The following is a 17,206-nucleotide window of genomic DNA, read 5'->3' as shown; positions in this document are numbered from 1 at the left end:
TCAATCGAAACGGGCAATAAGATAACGAAAAAACGGCAACCTGGCGGGTCAGGGCTGCCCTCGCCCCTCCGCCACCACAGGCAGATGCAGCAGCACTTCGGTGCGGCCAGGACGGCTATCGACCTCGATCACACCACCATGATCGCCGATGATCTTGCCCGCCAGCGCCAGCCCCAGGCCGCTTCCCCCCGCCTTGGTGGTCAGGAAGGGCTCGAACAGATGGGGGCGGATGCTCTCTGGTATACCCGGGCCGCTATCGCGCACCGAAACCACCAGCGGCAGCTCGACCCGCTGCTCCATGCCCGGCACGGCCAGGCGCACGCCATGGCGATAGGCGGTGCCGAGCGTGATTTCCCCCGCTTTGCCCTCCCCGGCGATCGCCTCGGCAGCGTTCTTGACCAGGTTCAGCAGCACCTGCACCAACTGGTCGCGGTTGCCCCACACCGGCGGCAGCGACGGGTCATATTCCTCGACAAAACGGATATTGGCGGCAAATCCTTGCTGCGCCAGCAACCGGACATGCTCCAGTACCCGATGGATGTTCACCGGCCGCCGCTCCAGCGGCTTGTCGCTGAAGATTTCCATCCGGTCGACCAGGTCGCGAATCCGGTCTGCCTCGTCCCGGATCAGGATCGCCAGCTCCCGGTCGCTCTCCCCGACCGACCCTTCCAGCAGTTGCGCCGCCCCCCTGATGCCCGAGAGTGGATTCTTGACCTCATGCGCCAGGATCGCGGCCATGCCCGAAACGCTGCGCGCGGCGGAGCGGAATGTCAGTTGCCGGTCCAGCGCGCGCGCCGCCGAGGAATCGTGAAAGGTCAGCAGCACCGCGTCCGGATGCTCGGCCACCAGCGTCCCCTGCACGGTGATGCCGCTGCGGTGCAGGCGCGGACCGTCCAGCGTCAGCTCATGCTCCGCGATCGTCACCCCGTCGCGCCGCACCTGCTCCACCAGCAGGAAGATCGGATGATCGGCCGCCAGCACGTCGGAGAGATGCATCTGCACCAGATGCTGGCTCGACATGCCAAAGAACGGCTCGGCCGCGCTGTTGACATGGCGGATGCGATTGTTCCTGCCCACCAGCATCACCGGCATGGGCATGGCATCCAGCAGCGCCCCCCCGTCCGGGCGGGGCAGTTCGTCGGGCGGCAGGTCCGCCAGCATGGGCATCAGGCGGCCTGGGCGGCGTCCTGGCCGCCCGACGAACCACCCCTGCGCTCGCGGCGCGAACCGGCTTCGATGTGCCGGTCATAGAAGTCGCCGATCATCGCGATCGCCACGGCTGCTTCGTCCACCCGGTTGATCGCGGCCCGGAAACCCGCCGAATCCGGCAGGCCGGCCGAGTACCAGGACACATGCTTGCGGGCCAGGCGCAGGCCGGGATGCGCCCCGAAATGCGACAGCATCATGTCGTAATGTTCCAGAACGATCGCCTTCTCCGCCGCCAGCGCCGGGTCGGGCACCTCCTCGCCGGTCGTCAGGGCATGGCCCACCTGTGCCAGGAACCACGGGCGGCCATAACAGCCGCGCCCGATCATCACCCCGTCGGCGCCCGACTGCGCCAGCGCCCGCCGCGCATCGTCGACCGTCAGGATATCGCCATTGACGATCACGGGCAGCGACACCGCCTCCTTCACCCTGCGGACGAAGGCCCAGTCGGCCGTGCCGTTGTAGAATTGCTGCCGCGTGCGGCCATGCACCGTCACCATGCGGATACCGGCCTGTTCGGCCATCCGCGCCAGCACCGGCGCGTTCAGGCTGGCATGGTCCCAACCCATGCGCATCTTCAGCGTCACCGGCACGTCCACAGCCCGCACCACGGCGTCCAGCAGCCGCCCCGCCAGCGCCTCGTCGCGCATCAGCGCCGACCCCGCCTGCTGGCCCACCGCCACTTTCTTGACCGGACAGCCAAAATTGATGTCAACCATGTCCGCACCGCGGTCGACGGCAATGCGCGCCGCCTGGGCCATCGCCTCCGGCTCGCACCCGGCAAGCTGCACCGCGTTCGGCCCGTCCTCGTCCGCGACCTCGGCCATGCGCAGCGTCGCCTGGTTCTCGCGCACCATGGCCCAGGACGCGATCATCTCGGATACCACCAGCCCGGCCCCCAGCCGGCGCGCCAGGCGGCGGAACGGCAGGTCCGTCACGCCCGACATCGGGGCGAGAATGACCGGGGTGCGCAGCACCACGCCCCTCCCCAGATCGACTGGACGCAACAACTCGGACGACATGAACGGCACTACCCCCATCTGGGCTGACAGATCCTGCCTTCGTCCCAACGACAATGCGCCGGATTGGACGAATTTCCAGCATGGATGCTCAGGATTTGAGCAGAATATCGAATTCGAGAGCATCACGCAATCGCGATAGCAGGCCCACGGAACCCGAAATGGCCGGCAGGCACCTGAAACAAATGCGTACCGGCGCTTGACGACGGAGGATGTCCGCCGCATTGCTCCGCCATGCGTGTTGCAGCCATTCTTCTTGCCGCGGGCGTGGGCCGACGTTTCAGCGCCACGACGGCATCGCCTGTCGCCAAGCAGTATCTGACGCTCGGCGGCCGGCCCATCATCCGCCACGCGGCGGATGCCCTGAGTCCCCATGTGGACCTGCTCCAGCCGGTCGGTGACACCGACGCGCTGGCCGAGGCCCTGCACGGGCTGGATACCCTCCCGCCCGTCGCGGGCGGCGCGACCCGGCAGGAGAGCGTCCGCGCGGGGCTGGAAGCGCTGGATCGCCTGCCTGCGGCCGAACGGCCCGAGCTGGTCCTGGTCCATGACGGCGCCCGCCCCTATGTGCCGGCCGAGGTGACCCAGGCCGTGATCGCCGCCCTGGCGGCCCATCCCGGCGCCATCCCGGCCGTCCGGGTGGCCGACACGCTCAAGCGCGGTCATGACGGCGTCATCACGGCAACCGTCCCGCGTGAGGATCTGTATCGCGCCCAGACGCCCCAGGGCTTCCGCTTCGCCCTGCTGCGCGACCTGCATCGCGGCGCGGCCGCCACCGACGCGACCGACGACGCCGCCCTGCTGGAAACGGCAGGTCACACGGTCGCACTGGTTGCCGGCTCGGAAGACAATATCAAGCTGACCTACGAGGAAGATCTGATGCGCCTGGAACGGCTGATCGGTCCGACATTGCTGCCGCGCACCGGCATCGGGTACGACGTGCACGCCTTCGCCGAGAACCGGCCGCTGATCCTCTGCGGCATCACCGTGCCCCACGATCGCGGCCTGGCCGGCCATTCGGACGCCGATGTCGGCATCCACGCCCTGTGCGACGCCATCTACGGCGCACTGGCCGAAGGCGATATCGGGCGCCATTTCCCGCCCAGCCAGAACGAATGGAAAGACGCCGACAGCGCGCGCTTCCTTGTCCATGCCGGCGAGCGCATCCGCGCCCGCGGCGGCATGCTGGTCAATGCCGACGTCACGCTGATCTGCGAGCGTCCGAAGATCGGCCCGCATTCCGAAGCAATGCGCCAGCGCCTGGCCGACCTGCTGAATGTGGACATCGACCGGATCTCGGTAAAGGCCACCACCTCCGAGCGGCTGGGCTTCACCGGCCGCGAGGAAGGGATCGCCTGCACCGCCAGCGCCACCGTCCTCGTCCCCTAATCCTGCTCGTAAATGCGCGCCGGTGGCGATCCGGCGCGCATTGCCTGCGCTTCGCTGCTCACGGCCATTAAGGCCGCTCCGCTGCGATGCTCGGCAATACACGCCGGGCGCGGCCCTTCGGGCCGCTCTCGCTCACCAGCCCACATTTCCGAGCAGGATCTACGGCGATCCCGCGTGCCTCGGAATTTCTCTCGCTGAATTTTCCGGCCGATCAGCCGTCGATCGCCATGATGACGACGATGACGGGCACGATCGCCAGCAGGGCCCATGCGCCCATCGCGCAGGTCGCAACCCAGTGGGCGACGCGCTGCCTCACGCGGTGCGACGATACAGGGCGATCAGCCTGACCCCTCGATGCCCGGTCCATCTCATGTCCGGCAATGCCGGGCATTTCCGAAAGCGGCCGCCAGTCGATCAAGGCCATGCGATATCTCCTGACTCGTCGTGGTGTCCGTTCCTTCTAACGCGAAGTCCTGTAACAGAGTGTTTGGCTCGGTGTCGGAACGCAAGCCGGAAGCTGCCGATACTTTATGGCGGTTCCATGACCGCCCGACCGTCACGAATCGGCGCGCAGCAACGCCAGAAACGAGGCCGCGTCCACAACATCCAGCCCCAGCGTCTCCAGCCGGCCAGCCTGCTCGGCATCGTGCCCCCAGAGTTCCATCTGGGTCCGCTCGTCGAGAGTCGCGCAAGCAATCGCCTGCTCGGCCGTCAGCCGCCCGTCCGCCAGTGCCAGGCCCAGCACCAGGCTCCCCAGCGCCGGCACCGCCACACCCAGGGCGGCCAGCACCCCGTCCGACAATGCTTCGAGCACCGCCTGCAACCCCACCAGGGCGCCGGCGGGCTGATCGACCGGCATCACCCCGTCTGTCGTCCGCAAGGCAATCCCGTACCGGGTGCGCAGCCAGTCCAGCCATGGGTCCCATTCCTGCTGCTGCCGCTCCACCAGCAGCGCCGGATAACGCACCCGGTAGCACAGGAGTTCATGGCGCGCGTATCCCAGCAGCACGCCGATGACGGCCGCACGGTCCGGAGCAATTCGCTCCAGCATCGAGCCCGCAATCCGGGTCAGCCTCAGTTCAGAGGGCGTGAAATCGCCCCCCTTCCCGCCGCCGCCCGCATCCTGCCACTCCCCGGCCAACGCCTCGGCCAGCGCATGGCTGCCCACCCGCAGCACCGTCCCACCCGGCAGGCGCACCGGCCTTCCGTCCAGCCGGACGGCGAATCCCTCCGGCTCCGACACCACATCCGTGCGATCCCAGAACCGGCGGCGGGTCGCGGGGGAAGAGAGTTGAGGCGTCACAGGCTTACCATTCATCGAAACAATCCAAGGCCACGCAGAACATCCATCACCTTCGGCGCCTTGCTCCTGGGCGCGGCATCCGGCGCCGGGCCGGGCCGTTCCTCGCGCGCCGCCTTCAATGTGTCGGGACACGGATCGGCGATCCCCGCCGACGGGCCGATGCTGAGCATGAAGCGATGCCCCGGCCCCGCCGGTTCCGGCCGGGGCTGCGGCGCCAGGATGGTACCGCCAACCATGATCGGCATCGTGGCGCCGGTTCCGCCGATCAGCAGTTGCGGCAGCAGGTGCAGGTCCAGATCCTGCCGCGCCAGGCCGATCGTTCCATGCCCCGTGACCGCCAGCCGATAGGTCTGCAACCCGATCGTATCCAGCGCCGCCCGCCCGTCGCCCAGCGTCATATGCAGGCCGAGGCAGCGCAGCGCGACCGAGGTCCCCCGCGTGGCGGCAGAGGCATCCGGCCCCAGCAGCCGCCCCAGCATATTGCCGTCGACCTGTCCCTTGACCATCGACAGGCCCAGATGCCCGCCCAACTGCTCCCGCAGCGCGGCGCGATCGTTTCCCTGGGTCTGGACACTGCCGACAAGCTGCAGGCTGCCGCGCAGCATCGGGCTCAGGTCGAACGCCCTGGCCACCCAGTCGGCCGGCAGAACCAGGGTCCGCACATCGGCCGAAAGCCGCGGTACCGCGCCCGACGCATCGATGGAAAGCATGGCGTCCAGGCTGCGCCCCACCCCATCCGCATGCAGCGGATCGATCGTCAGATGCCCCCCACGCAGCACGAAATGCGCCTCGGCCGCATGATAATCCTCACCATATAGCCGCATCTGATCCGCCGTCAGGTCCAGATCACCGTCCATCCGCCGCAGACGCTCGAAGGGGAGCGGCGCATCGGCCTCAATCTCATCCGCCGGCGGTTGCGGCTGCGCGGGCGCTGTCGGCGCGGCCCCGTCATCGGGCGCCTGCCCGGCCGGCGCGGCGCCCCGCAGCGTATCGACATCCAGCCGGCTGGCATGCAGCCGTCCATTCAGCAGCGGAACACCCTTCGTCCCGCCCTGCCGCAGAAACGACAATTCCCCGTCCAGCGTCATCTGGGCGGAATCCAGCCGCAATCCGGTCAGCCTGATATCGGTTCCGCCCCGCATGGCCAGATGGGCATCGGCCGTCAGATGATCCAGCACCAGATCACCGGGAAGCGCGAGCCGCCCTGCGGTCAGATGCCCGTCCAGCGCCGACTGGCCGCCGCCAACCGTTCCGCCCAGCCGCAGCGTTCCACCGGCGGCATCCACCACCAGATCCAGCGGCATCGTGCTGGCCAGGAGACTGCGCGCAGCGGCCAGGGTCTCGGCCGGCGTCCCCACCGTGCCATGCAGCGCGAAGGGCCGGCCGACATAATGCCCCGCCATCTCGATCGCCACATGATCGGCCGGCGTCGGCGCATCGACCGCCAGATGGTCCAGCGTCAGTCCGCCGACCGGCGGCACGCTGTCGATCGCCCCCGTACGCAGCCGCACCTGGCGCAGGCCGGGCATCGGCACGGCGTCCGATCCCAGATCCACCACCCGCGCCGTCAGGTCGAGATCGTGAACGGCAGGCAGGTTCGCATGCACGAACAACCGGTCGAGATCGGTCAGTTGCCCGATGGCCGTATGCACAACGACATCGTAGCCACGCAGCCGCATGGGGTCGGAGAGCGTCCCCTCCAGCGTGGCACTCCCCGCATCCCGCCCATCCACCCGGAATGCAGCCTGCAACCGGACGGGCCATGCCGAGGGCTCCGCACTGAAGAGCCGCCCCGATTGCCCCGACACCGTGACGACAGCCGCAGGATCACCCTGCCGATGCCCCTGCGCGGCGATCGCGGGCGTGGCGCCGGTCAGCCCATACAGATCGAACCGTTCCAGCGTCACCGCCCCGCTGGCATGGACCCGCTTATCGTCCCAGCGCAGGTCGGCATCCTGGATGCGGACGCTGCCGATACGGACCCGCCATGGCGTCGAGGGGGCGGACACCCCACCCGGCGGCCGATCGGATTCGGCGGGCGGCTGCATCTGCCAGTTCGCCCGCCCATCCGCCAGCCGTTCGACCAGCAGGTCGGGATGGGTCAGCCGGACTTCTTCCAGCCGGATTTCATGCCGCAGCAGCGGTATCAGGGCCAGCCGCGCCTCCAGCCCCGCAGCCGTGAGCATGTCCGGCCGCGCCCCGCCCGGCATGTCCGACAGCGCCAGATCCCGAACGGAGAGCGACGGATAAGGCAGGACATGCACCTGCACCGCCCCCACCCGCAGCACGCGGCCGGTCTGGTGCCACACCGCCGCCATCATCTGCGCGCGCAGCGCGGCGGGGTCGATCAGCACCCGCGCGGCCAGCACGCCCCCGGCGGCCAGCCCCCCAACCACGGCCACGGCCGCCAGCAGCCGCCAGCGCCGCCGTTTCGGTCGCGGCGGCGGCTGCGGCCCTTCCCACACGACCGGCAGCACGGCTCAGCTCCGCCGTGGGGCCGGCGTGGCCCCGGCGGTGAACCCGAGTTGCCTGAAGGTCTCGCGCATATGGGTCGGCAATTCAGCCGACACCTGCAGGCGCCCCCCCGCCGGATGCGGCAGGTCCAGCGACCGGGCATGCAGATGCAGCCGATCGGCGAACCCCTCGGGATGCGCCTTGTCCCCCCCATATTTCGGATCGCCCAAAATCGGCGTGCCCAATGCCTCGCAATGCACGCGCAACTGATGGGTCCGTCCCGTCAGCGGCGACAGCGCCAGCCAGGACAGGCGGCGCCCGGCCGCATCCAGCACCTCATATTCCGACAGCGCATGGGCCGCATCCTCATCCTTGCGCGACGCCACCACCGTCAGCGCGCCCGGCCCCGCCCCCAGCCGGGCCAGCGGCTGGTCGATCACGCCGCTGGCAGGGGTGGGCCGCCCCACTACGACCGCCCAGTAGGTCTTGCGCACGTCGCGTCCGCGAAAGGAGGCCGCCAGCTTCGCCGCCACGCCGGGCGTGCGCGCCAGCAGCAGCAGGCCCGACGTGTCACGGTCGATCCGATGCACCAGGCGCGGGCGCGGATCGTCGTCGTTCTCCTTCAGCGCATCCAGCATGCCGTCGACATGGTGGGTAATGCCCGGGCCGCCCTGTACCGCCAGCCCGGCGGGCTTGTTCAGGACGATCACCTGCGCGTCGCTGTACAGCACCATGCCCCGGATCTCGCGCACCAGGCGGTCGTCCAGCACCGGCCGCGGCGGCGGGGCCGGCCGCGCGGCGGCCGGGATCGGCGGCACGCGCACCGCCTGCCCCGGCACCAGCCGGGTCGCGGTATCGGCGCGCTTGCCATCTACCCGCACCTGGCCCGTGCGGCACAGTTTCTGCAAGGCCCCCTGGGTCAAATGGGGGTAATGGCGGCGAAACCAGCGGTCGAGGCGGATATCGGCTTCGTCATCGCTGACGGTCAGGGTCACTACACTCATGACTGACGGCTTTCCCGCAGTCTGGCCCACCTGTCCAGCCGTCGCGCGATTTCCGCTTCAAATCCCCGGCCCGTCGGGCTGTACAGCGCCTCGCGCCGCATCTCGTCCGGAAAGTAGGTCTGGCCGGAAAATCCCTCTTCGGCATCGTGGTCGTATTCATATCCCTTGCCGTAGCCCAGCTCTTTCATCAGCCCGGTCGGCGCGTTCAGGATATGGGCCGGCGGCATCAGGCTGCCGGTCGCCTTCGCCAGCCGCCGCGCGGCCTTGTAGGCGGTATAGACGGCATTCGATTTCGGCGCCGTGCCCAGATGCACCACCAGTTGCGCCAGCGCCAGTTCCCCCTCGGGCGAGCCGAGTCGCTCGTATGTTTCCCACGCCGCCACGGCCAAAGGCAGCGCCTGCGGATCGGCCATGCCCACATCCTCGGCCGCGAAGCGGGTCAGCCGCCGGGCGATAAAGCGCGGGTCCTCCCCCCCTTCGAGCATGCGGGCGAACCAGTACAGCGCCGCATCGGGGTCGGACCCCCGCAGCGATTTATGCAGTGCCGAGATCAGGTTGTAATGTTCCTCGCGGTCCTTGTCGTACAGCACCGCGCGCCGGGCCAGCAGGCTGGACAGGCCCTGCGCATCCAGCATCCGGTCATCCGGCAGTGCCAGAACCTGCTCGACCATGTTCAGCAGATAGCGCCCGTCGCCATCGGCCATCGCGCGCAGGGTCGCCCGCCCATCCGGCGTCAGCGGTAGGGGCCGCCCACTCTCGGCTTCGGCCCGGCACAGCAGCCGTTCCAGCGCCTCGTCATCCAGCCGGCGCAGCACCATCACCTGGCAGCGCGAGAGCAGCGCCCCATTCAGCGCGAAGGACGGGTTTTCGGTCGTCGCCCCCACCAGCACCACCGTCCCGTCTTCGACGACCGGCAGGAATCCATCCTGCTGGGCCCGATTGAAGCGATGGATCTCGTCCACGAACAACAGCGTGCCCCGCCCCGTGCCGGCCCATTGCCTGGCATCGTCGAACACCCGCTTCAGATCCGCCACGCCGGAGAAGACAGCCGAAATCTGCACGAATCGCAGCCCCGCCGCATCGGCCAGCAGGCGGGCAATGGTCGTCTTGCCGACCCCCGGCCCACCCCACAGGATCAGGCTGGCCAGCGTGCCCCGGTCCAGCATCCGCCGCAGGGCACCCTCCGGCCCCAGCAGATGGTCCTGCCCCACCACCTCATCCAGCGAAGCCGGGCGCAGCCGGTCGGCCAGGGGTTGGGTGCGCGGCGGTGCCGACCGCACGCGGCGCGCCCCAGGCGGGGCATCCCGAACCTCCCGGACCGCCGGATCACCGAACAGATCCCCGCTTCCCCGTTCATCCCGCCTGCCTGCCATGCCGCCCCGCCCGCCCGTCTCGCACCCGTTCGATATCACGGGCACAGTCTCCGACAGAAATGGGATCGCCGCGCGCCGAATGCCATACCAACCTGCCGACGACGGTCAGGACCTCCTCGGCCTGCCCCGCCGAAAGACTTCCACCGCCAGCACACCCCCGGCCAGCAACCCGCCGACCGAAAACGTTCCCACCCAGACCAAAATCGAAAGCGGCATCTCCAGCCGCGCACATACGCCCAACGCAACCAGCGGCAGGACCAGGCGCGCAACCCTCGGCACAACCGGGCGCCCGCCACCGATCTGGAGCAGCCGCCGGATTTTCGGCTGAAGCAGCCCATGACCCGACAATGCCAGCCCCCAGCAAACCAGCGAGACCAGGACGATCATCGAGCCCGCACGATCACACGCTGCCCCCACAGTGCCAGCAGCCCGAAGCCCAGCGCACAGGCATCCACCGCCAGATAGACATCCGCATGCAGCCTGAGCGCGGTCCCCGCACGTGACATGGCGTCGAGAATCGGCAATCCACAGCCAAGGACCGCAATCGCACAAGCCTGGTCCCGCCACGCAGGACGGACGGCGCCGCCAAAACACCGCATGCCGGCATGGACCAGCGCCACCAGCCACACCAGGAAGAAAACCCCCGTTTCCCGGTCCGCACGATGCATCAGTTCCGGCGGCAGCAACCGACTGCCCCACAGATAACCCAGCGAAGCGAGCGGCAGGCCGAGCGTAACCGCCAGGGCCAGCGTTTCCGCCAGGGCAAGCCGGAACGTGCCGCCATGGACGCGTCGATGCTTCATCAGAAAGAGTACCAGCCCCGCCGCCATCATCATGCTGCCGACGACACCGCAGACGAAATACAGCCATCGCAGCGCAGGCGTTCCCCACCGGATGAAATGCAGACCCCGCATGGCGCCACCCAGACGCGGCATCCCGTGCCCGATCCGCTCCACCCCGACCAGCCTTCCATCGCTAGCCGAGAAATCGGCATGGTCCCGCGTCATCGCGAAATCCGCTGCATCTGCCCGATAGAAGGACACCGTTCCGGTGCCGAACATGACGAAGCCGATCCGGCCACGCCCGAAAACATCCTCCGCCTGCGCCAGCATCGGAGCCAGTGGCGCGTAAGGGCCGACAACGCGCATCCCGGCATCGGGGCGGCCCGCGGGCCGGGCTGCATGGCCGGCCCCGATCATCGGGAACAGCCGGGGCGCATGAATGACGGCGCCGGTATAGGCCATCATGACGATGAACGGCAGCAGCAGCACACCCGCCACAAGATGCGCGTCCAGCCAGGCCCGTCCGGGCGCGGCAAAGGGCCGGAACAGCAGCAGATCGGACGCCAGATTGCGAAAATGGATGATCACCCCCGACATCACGGCGACGATCAGCCCGATGCCGGCGGCTTCCGTCACCAGATTGCCCCAGACCGGCCCGCGATAAAGCGACTGGTGCAGGTCGAAGAACAATTGTCCGCCCCGCGTCTCGCGGCTGTGCAGTGCGGTGCCGTCGCGCGGATCGAGCACCGGGCCGACAAATGCATGCCCGTCATAATGGAGGATGCGCAGCACCGGATCGCGGGCCGAGGGCAGGTTCAGAAACACGTTCTGCCCCTTCTCGCGCAACGCCCATACCTGCGCCCCCGCATGGTCCAGAGCCTCACCGGTCATGGCGGCTTCGGGCAACGCCGCCAGTTCCGGTTCCATCCAGCGCGTGATTTCCGTGTCGAAAAGGGCAAGCGTGCCCCCTGTGAACGCCACGACCAGCACCAGCCCGCCGACAAAGCCAACCCAGGCATGAAGCCAGCCCATGCGATTGCGCAGGATATCGCGCATCAGGACAGGTGCAGGAACGGCACGGCAAGCGCGACGAAGACAGACGGACCCGACCTCCGGCCCGGCAAGGCGCACAGCCCGACGATCACCAGCGGCAGCACGGCGATTGCAAGGCTCTGAACCAGAGTCGCATCCAGTCCGCCGGCATGGCCGGAAGCGAGCGAGAAGAGTCCCAGCGTGCAGACATAGGCACAGGCCACACTCCCCCCAAAGCGGCCCAGCCATCGTTTCCACAGGCCGCCATTCACGGTTTTCCGATTGGTTTTAAGAGTCATTCGCATGTGACTTTCGGGCAACGTCCGGCTGGAGAATACCAGGGGTTACCCATTCGCGCCTCTCCTCGTATTGCGACCAGTTCTCATTCGCGTCTATGTGTCCACTCCTTTCACGGCTTGTCAATTGAGGCCGCCCTTGCACGCTCGATCCATCTTCGGTTCCCTCGGCCGTACCGCAGCTTATTCAACGATGCTGATGCTCTCGGTGTCGATGCCCGCCATCGCGTCGGCCCCGGAGCAGGCGCAGGTCGACGCCGACGCAAGAAAAACGGACGAGCAGATCATCGTGCAGGCCAAGCGCCGCAACCAGATGCAAGTCATCTCCGGCGGCCAGCTCGGCGCGCTGGGGACGAAGAAGGGACTGGATGTGCCCTTCAATGTCCGCAGCTACACCTCGGCCCTGATCCTGAACCAGCAGTCGCAGACGCTCGGGCAGGTGCTGGAGAACGATCCGTCGGTGCGCACGACCTACGGCTACGGCAATTTCTCCGAGCAGTTCGTCATTCGCGGCTTCCCCGTCTATGGCGACGACGTGTCGATCAACGGGCTCTACGGCATCGTGCCCCGCCAGCTCGTCTCGCCGCAGCTTTATGACCAGGTCCAGGTCCTCAACGGCGCCAGCGCCTTCCTCAACGGCGCGGCGCCGGGCGGCTCCTCGATCGGCGGCAATATCAACCTGATGTTCAAGCATGCTGGCGAAACCCCGCTGACACGCATGACCGGCGATTACGAAAGTGCTGGAATGGGCGGCGGCAATGTCGATGTCGGCCGCCGTTTCGGCACCGACAATCAGTTCGGCATCCGGATCAACGTCGCGGGCAAGAGCGGTCGGACTTCCATCGACCTGGAGCGCCGCCATTCGGTGGCAGTCGGCGGCGGCTTCGACTGGCGCAGCCGCGACGACAGGACACGCGTGACGCTGGACATGGATTACGAGAACCAGAGCGTGGAACAGGGCCGCCCCGGCGTGCTGCTCGGCTCGACGCTGACGCGCGTGCCGCGCGCGCCCGCGCCGTCGAGCAATTACGGCCAGCCCTGGACCTTTACCGAGCTGAACTACATTTTCGGCATGCTCAACGTGGAGCATGATTTCTCGACGCACCTGACGGCCTACGCGGCCTTCGGCGGCCTCGGCGGCAACGAAAAGGGCAATTATTCCAGCCTGACCGTCACCAACGCCGCGACCGGCGCCGGAACCAACGGGTCGATGTATGTGCCTTATGTGCAGACCAACGAGAGCACACGGGCCGGTATCCGGGCACATTTCACCACCGGTCCGCTGAAGCATGAGGTCAATGCCGGCGGCTCCGGCCTGTGGTCCGAGAAGGACACTGCCTATGCCTTCGCCCTGACCTCGCTCGGCTCCAACCTCTACCGGCCGACATTCTACCGGCAGTCCGCCCCCGAAACCTTCATCGGCGGCAACGTCAACAATCCGCAGAAAGACGGCTACACCCGACTCTACAGCCTGTTCTTCTCCGACACCGTCTCCGCATTCGACGATCGCGTCGCCCTCACCGCCGGGTTCCGCTACCAGAACATGCTGGTGAACGATTACGGCTACGGAAACTACTTCACCCGCTACAGTCAGGATGCCTTCACCCCCGTCGTCGGGCTGGTGGTGCACCCGACGCGCCGGACATCCATCTATTTCAACCGCATCGAAGGGCTGGCACAGGGGCCGCAGGCATCGGGCAACGTCGTCAATATCGGGCAGACCTTCCCGCCCTATCAGACGGTCCAGTACGAAATCGGCGCGAAATACGATATCGGGCGGTTCAACACCTCCCTCGCGCTCTACCAGATCTCGCAGCCGAACGCCTACGCGGTGCCATACGGCGACGCCGGACAATCCATCTTCTCCGTCGACGGGCGGCAGCGGAATCGCGGCATCGAATGGACGATCAATGGCGAGATCGTGAAGGGCCTGCGCTTCAATGGCGGCACATCGATCATCGACGCCAACCAGCGGCGCACCGCGGGCGGCCTGTATGACGGCAACCGCGCCATCGGCGTGCCGGGCTACACCATCAACGCCAATCTGGAATACGACCTGCCGTTCCTCAAGGGCGGCACGCTGACGGGCCAGGCCATCCGCACCGGCCACCAATGGGCGAACACTGCCAACACCCTGCGCGTTCCGGGCTGGACCCGTTTCGACCTCGGTGCCCGCTACACGTTCCTGGTCGATCACAAGGCGATGACGGCCCGCTTCGGCGTCGAGAACCTGGCCAACACCCGCTACTGGGCCTCGGCCTTCGGGGGCTATCTGCTGCAAGGCATGCCCCGGACCTTCAAATTCTCGATCACGGCAGACCTGTAAGCACCGGCGCGGTCGACGCCGCCCGGCCGCGCAAGGCCGGGCGGACGTCACGTTTCGGCCAGCATGCGGCATCGAACCACCGCGTTTCGGACCCGGCGCTAAAATGATGCTAGCTTTTCAGCCTGTTGCAGAACGAGGAACACATGATGGCCTATTCAAGCAAAACGATGCTGGCGGCGCTCGGCCTGGGGCTGCTTGCCCTTCCCGTCTCCGCCCTGGCGGCCGACAGGCTGACGGGCGACCTCAAGGGCAACGACGGTGCCTCCCACGGCACGGTCGAGGTCACGGAAGCGCCGAAAGGCGTCATCCTGCGCATCGCCGCGACCGGCCTCGCGCCCGGCTGGCACGGCGTGCATTTCCACGAGAAAGGCACCTGCGCGCCCCCCACGTTCAAGAGCGCTGGCGGCCATGTCCATGCCCATGACATCGCCAAGCCCGTGCACGGCCTGCTGAACGCCAACGCCAACGATTCGGGCGACCTGCCGAACATCCATGTCGGCACCGACGGCACCGCGACGGTCGAGCTCTATTCCACCCTGGTGTCCTTCAAGGGCGATGGCGGACGCCCCGCCCTGGTGGATGCCGACGGGTCATCGCTGGTCATTCACGTCAAACCCGACGATTACCAGACCCAGCCGATCGGCGGCGCCGGAGACCGGGCAGCCTGCGCGGTCCTGGCCGAATAAGCCACCGCGCCGGTGGGGGAGAAAGACCATGCGGCCCCCTCCCCCACCCCACGATCAATGCACGTTCCCGTAAGACGGCGCCCCCAGCCCTGGGCACGAGCACGCAGATCCCAGCGGCACCTGCATCGGCAGATGGCAGCTATAGACACCCGCCTTGCACAGATAGCCGTAACCGGCGATCGGCGCGCCGGGCGGCGGCGGGTACCCCTCCGCCACGCCCGTGCATCCGGCAGGCAGCGCCGCCAGCCCGGCCAGGATCAGGACCATCCGCCCTTTCGTGACCAGCCGGCGCGCAATGCGATAGGTCGCCATTCCGTCCTCCCGTTCCATGGGACAAGGACCATCAAACGGCCGGCCCCACCAACTGGTTGCCTGCCCGACGCCCCGAGCCCCTCAACCCTTCTCGGCAATGGCCCGGCCGGCCGCATGGCCGCTGGCCCAGGCCCACTGGAAATTATATCCCCCCAGCCAGCCGGTGACATCCACCGCCTCGCCCACCGCGTAGAGGCCGGGCACCGTCCGGGCCTCCATGGTGCGTGACGACAGGTCGCGCGTATCGATGCCGCCGCGCGTCACCTCGGCCTTGGCAAAGCCCTCGCTCCCCGCCGGCGTCAGGCTCCACCCGGCCAGCACCTGGCCCAGGCGGTTCAGCACCGTGTCGGAAACATCGCCCACCGGCCGTTCCGGCATATGGCGCGCCGCCATCGCCTGCGCAAAGCGCTGCGGCAGAAAGCCCGCCAGCATCGTCCGTCCCTCGACCCGTGGCCGCTGGCGCTTCGCCTCGCGCAGCACGGCACCGGCATCGCATCCGGGCAGCAGGTTCAGGCTGATCGCCCGGCCCGGCTCCCAATAGGACGAAATCTGCAGGATCGCCGGCCCCGACAGGCCGCGATGGGTGAACAGCATCGATTCGCGAAACCGCGCGCCGCCGCACTGAGCCAGCACGTCCAGCGAAACGCCGGCCAACTCGCGCGTCCATTCCAGCTCCGCCGCATCCAGCGTCAGCGGAACCAGCGCCGGGGCCGTGGGCACGACGCGCAGCCCGAACTGCCGGGCCAGCCCATGCGAGAGCCCGCTCGCCCCCATGCGCGGAATCGACAGGCCCCCGGTCGCCAGCACCAGGGACGGCGCGCAGAAGATCCCGCGATCGGTCTCCACGCTGAACCCCTCGCCGCCCGTCACCCCCACGATCCGGTGCGAGAGGCGGATATCCACGCCGCCGGCCGCGCATTCCGCCAGCAGCATGGCCACCACCTGCCGCGCCGACCCGTCGCAGAATAATTGCCCCAACGTCTTCTCGTGCCACGCAATGCCGTGGCGGCCGATCAACTCCAGGATGTCGGAAGGGCCGAAACGGGCAAGGGCCGATTTGGCGAAATGCGGATTGCCGGACAGGAACCGCCCGGCCTCCGTATCCAGATTGGTGAAATTGCAGCGCCCGCCGCCCGAAATCAGGATCTTGCGCCCGGCTTCGGCCGCATGGTCCAGCACCACCACGCGCCGCCCGCGCTGGCCGGCGGCCAGCGCCGCCATCAGCCCGGCCGCCCCGGCGCCCAGGACGATGGCGTCGGCATCGATCGTCATGGCCATCGGCCGGTCAGAAATCGAGGTCGGCGTAATGATCCGGCGGCACGATTCCCGTCACCCGATCGTTCAGCAGCGGGCGGAAGCACGGGCGGGATTTCATCCTGGCGTACCAGTCCTTGGCGGCCGGGGCCTTGCTCCAGTCCACATCGTTGATGAAGTCCAGGCAGGACAGATGGGACGCGGCGGCGAAATCGGCCAGCGAAAGGGTTGGCCCCGCCAGCCATTTCCGCGTCTCCGCCAGCCAGTCCAGATAGGACATATGATAGCGGATATTGGCATATCCGGCCCGCAGCGCATTGCCGTCCGGGTTGCCCCGTCCCGCAATCCGCTTCATCACCTTCTCATGCAGCAGGTTCTGCGTAACCTCGTTCGCGAATTTCTCGTCGAACCAGGCAACCAGCCGCCGAACCTCGACGCGCTCGGCCAGCGTCCGCCCCAGCAGCGGCGTATCGGGATAGGCTTCTTCCAGATATTCGCAGATCACGGACGAATTGGGAATCGAAAGCCCGTTTTCCTCGACCAGCATGGGAACGGTGCCAGCCGGGTTGGCCGACAGATATTCGGGCCGGCGTTCCCAGACCCGTTCCATCATCGGTTCGAACGGCAGCCGCTTCTCGCCCAGGACCAGACGAACCTTGCGGCAATAGGGCGAGAGAGGAAGATGATAGAGAATGCGCATTGTGACAGTTTATTCCATCGAATCCCGCCTCGCCAAGGCCCGCCGCGCACCCACACGGAAATCGAAGCCC

The 17,206-nt window shown here is 67.7% G+C and carries 16 protein-coding genes; 3 read left to right on the top strand and 13 right to left on the bottom strand.

Going from position 1 to position 17,206, the window contains the following annotated elements:
• Nucleotides 1-48: 48 nt before the first annotated feature.
• Both HLH36_RS14490 and dusB read right to left on the bottom strand, forming a co-directional pair.
• Nucleotides 49-1,167 (bottom strand): two-component system sensor histidine kinase NtrB, encoded by a 1,119-nt coding sequence (locus HLH36_RS14490; protein ID WP_408871902.1) that lies wholly within the window; start codon nt 1,165-1,167, stop codon nt 49-51.
• On the bottom strand, nt 1,167-2,246 hold the full coding sequence (gene dusB, locus HLH36_RS14485; RefSeq protein ID WP_408871901.1) for a tRNA dihydrouridine synthase DusB: 1,080 nt from the start codon (nt 2,244-2,246) through the stop codon (nt 1,167-1,169). Before dusB ends, HLH36_RS14490 begins: the two co-directional genes overlap by 1 nt.
• Nucleotides 2,247-2,459: 213 nt before the next feature.
• Between dusB and HLH36_RS14480 the strand changes: the two genes are divergently transcribed.
• Nucleotides 2,460-3,614, top strand: a complete 1,155-nt coding sequence (locus HLH36_RS14480) for a bifunctional 2-C-methyl-D-erythritol 4-phosphate cytidylyltransferase/2-C-methyl-D-erythritol 2,4-cyclodiphosphate synthase (RefSeq protein ID WP_182987055.1) — start codon at nt 2,460-2,462, stop codon at nt 3,612-3,614.
• A gap of 211 nt (nt 3,615-3,825) precedes the next feature.
• Here the strand turns inward: HLH36_RS14480 and HLH36_RS14475 are convergent, their stop codons facing one another.
• The 8 genes from HLH36_RS14475 to HLH36_RS14440 form a co-directional block, all read right to left on the bottom strand.
• Complete coding sequence (locus HLH36_RS14475) at nt 3,826-4,038, bottom strand: hypothetical protein (RefSeq protein WP_182987054.1); 213 nt, start codon at nt 4,036-4,038, stop codon at nt 3,826-3,828.
• 132 nt (nt 4,039-4,170) lie between these two features.
• The gene (locus tag HLH36_RS14470; protein WP_182987053.1) at nt 4,171-4,932 is read right to left on the bottom strand and encodes an ATP12 family chaperone protein; all 762 of its coding nucleotides are present in this window, start codon (nt 4,930-4,932) and stop codon (nt 4,171-4,173) included.
• Nucleotides 4,929-7,394: an AsmA family protein gene (locus tag HLH36_RS14465; protein ID WP_338030466.1), complete on the bottom strand. Its 2,466-nt coding sequence runs from the start codon at nt 7,392-7,394 to the stop codon at nt 4,929-4,931. Before HLH36_RS14465 ends, HLH36_RS14470 begins: the two co-directional genes overlap by 4 nt.
• 3 nt (nt 7,395-7,397) lie before the next feature.
• Nucleotides 7,398-8,375, bottom strand: a complete 978-nt coding sequence (locus HLH36_RS14460) for an RluA family pseudouridine synthase (RefSeq protein WP_182987052.1) — start codon at nt 8,373-8,375, stop codon at nt 7,398-7,400.
• Complete coding sequence (locus tag HLH36_RS14455; protein WP_182987051.1) at nt 8,372-9,748, bottom strand: replication-associated recombination protein A; 1,377 nt, start codon at nt 9,746-9,748, stop codon at nt 8,372-8,374. Before HLH36_RS14455 ends, HLH36_RS14460 begins: the two co-directional genes overlap by 4 nt.
• A gap of 105 nt (nt 9,749-9,853) precedes the next feature.
• A complete protein-coding gene (locus tag HLH36_RS14450; RefSeq protein ID WP_182987050.1) occupies nt 9,854-10,135 on the bottom strand; it encodes a hypothetical protein in 282 nt (93 codons plus the stop codon).
• Nucleotides 10,132-11,586, bottom strand: a complete 1,455-nt coding sequence (locus HLH36_RS14445) for a PepSY-associated TM helix domain-containing protein (RefSeq protein ID WP_182987049.1) — start codon at nt 11,584-11,586, stop codon at nt 10,132-10,134. The genes HLH36_RS14450 and HLH36_RS14445 overlap by 4 nt, the downstream gene beginning before the upstream one ends.
• Entirely contained in the window at nt 11,586-11,861 is a 276-nt protein-coding gene (locus tag HLH36_RS14440) for a hypothetical protein (RefSeq protein WP_182987048.1), read from the bottom strand. The genes HLH36_RS14445 and HLH36_RS14440 overlap by 1 nt, the downstream gene beginning before the upstream one ends.
• Before the next feature lie 211 nt (nt 11,862-12,072).
• Between HLH36_RS14440 and HLH36_RS14435 the strand changes: the two genes are divergently transcribed.
• Together HLH36_RS14435 and sodC are read left to right on the top strand one after the other, a co-directional pair.
• The gene (locus tag HLH36_RS14435; RefSeq protein ID WP_246376897.1) at nt 12,073-14,184 is read left to right on the top strand and encodes a TonB-dependent receptor; all 2,112 of its coding nucleotides are present in this window, start codon (nt 12,073-12,075) and stop codon (nt 14,182-14,184) included.
• Between the two features lie 143 nt (nt 14,185-14,327).
• On the top strand, nt 14,328-14,870 hold the full coding sequence (gene sodC, locus HLH36_RS14430; RefSeq protein WP_220792860.1) for a superoxide dismutase[Cu-Zn]: 543 nt from the start codon (nt 14,328-14,330) through the stop codon (nt 14,868-14,870).
• A gap of 54 nt (nt 14,871-14,924) precedes the next feature.
• On the opposite strand, the gene HLH36_RS14425 is transcribed toward sodC, so the two are convergent.
• The 3 genes from HLH36_RS14425 to fzlA form a co-directional block, all read right to left on the bottom strand.
• Nucleotides 14,925-15,182, bottom strand: a complete 258-nt coding sequence (locus tag HLH36_RS14425) for a hypothetical protein (protein ID WP_246376884.1) — start codon at nt 15,180-15,182, stop codon at nt 14,925-14,927.
• 81 nt (nt 15,183-15,263) lie between these two features.
• Nucleotides 15,264-16,460, bottom strand: coding sequence for a BaiN/RdsA family NAD(P)/FAD-dependent oxidoreductase (locus HLH36_RS14420; protein WP_182987046.1), 1,197 nt, complete (start codon nt 16,458-16,460; stop codon nt 15,264-15,266).
• Nucleotides 16,461-16,467: 7 nt separating this feature from the next.
• Nucleotides 16,468-17,136, bottom strand: a complete 669-nt coding sequence (fzlA, locus tag HLH36_RS14415) for an FtsZ-binding protein FzlA (RefSeq protein WP_182965879.1) — start codon at nt 17,134-17,136, stop codon at nt 16,468-16,470.
• Nucleotides 17,137-17,206: the final 70 nt, after the last annotated feature.

It is taken from the genome of Gluconacetobacter aggeris, assembly GCF_014174395.1.
Taxonomy (GTDB): domain Bacteria; phylum Pseudomonadota; class Alphaproteobacteria; order Acetobacterales; family Acetobacteraceae; genus Gluconacetobacter; species Gluconacetobacter aggeris.
Note: the sequence above shows the minus strand (reverse complement) of the source record. Positions and strands in the feature narration are given on the sequence as shown.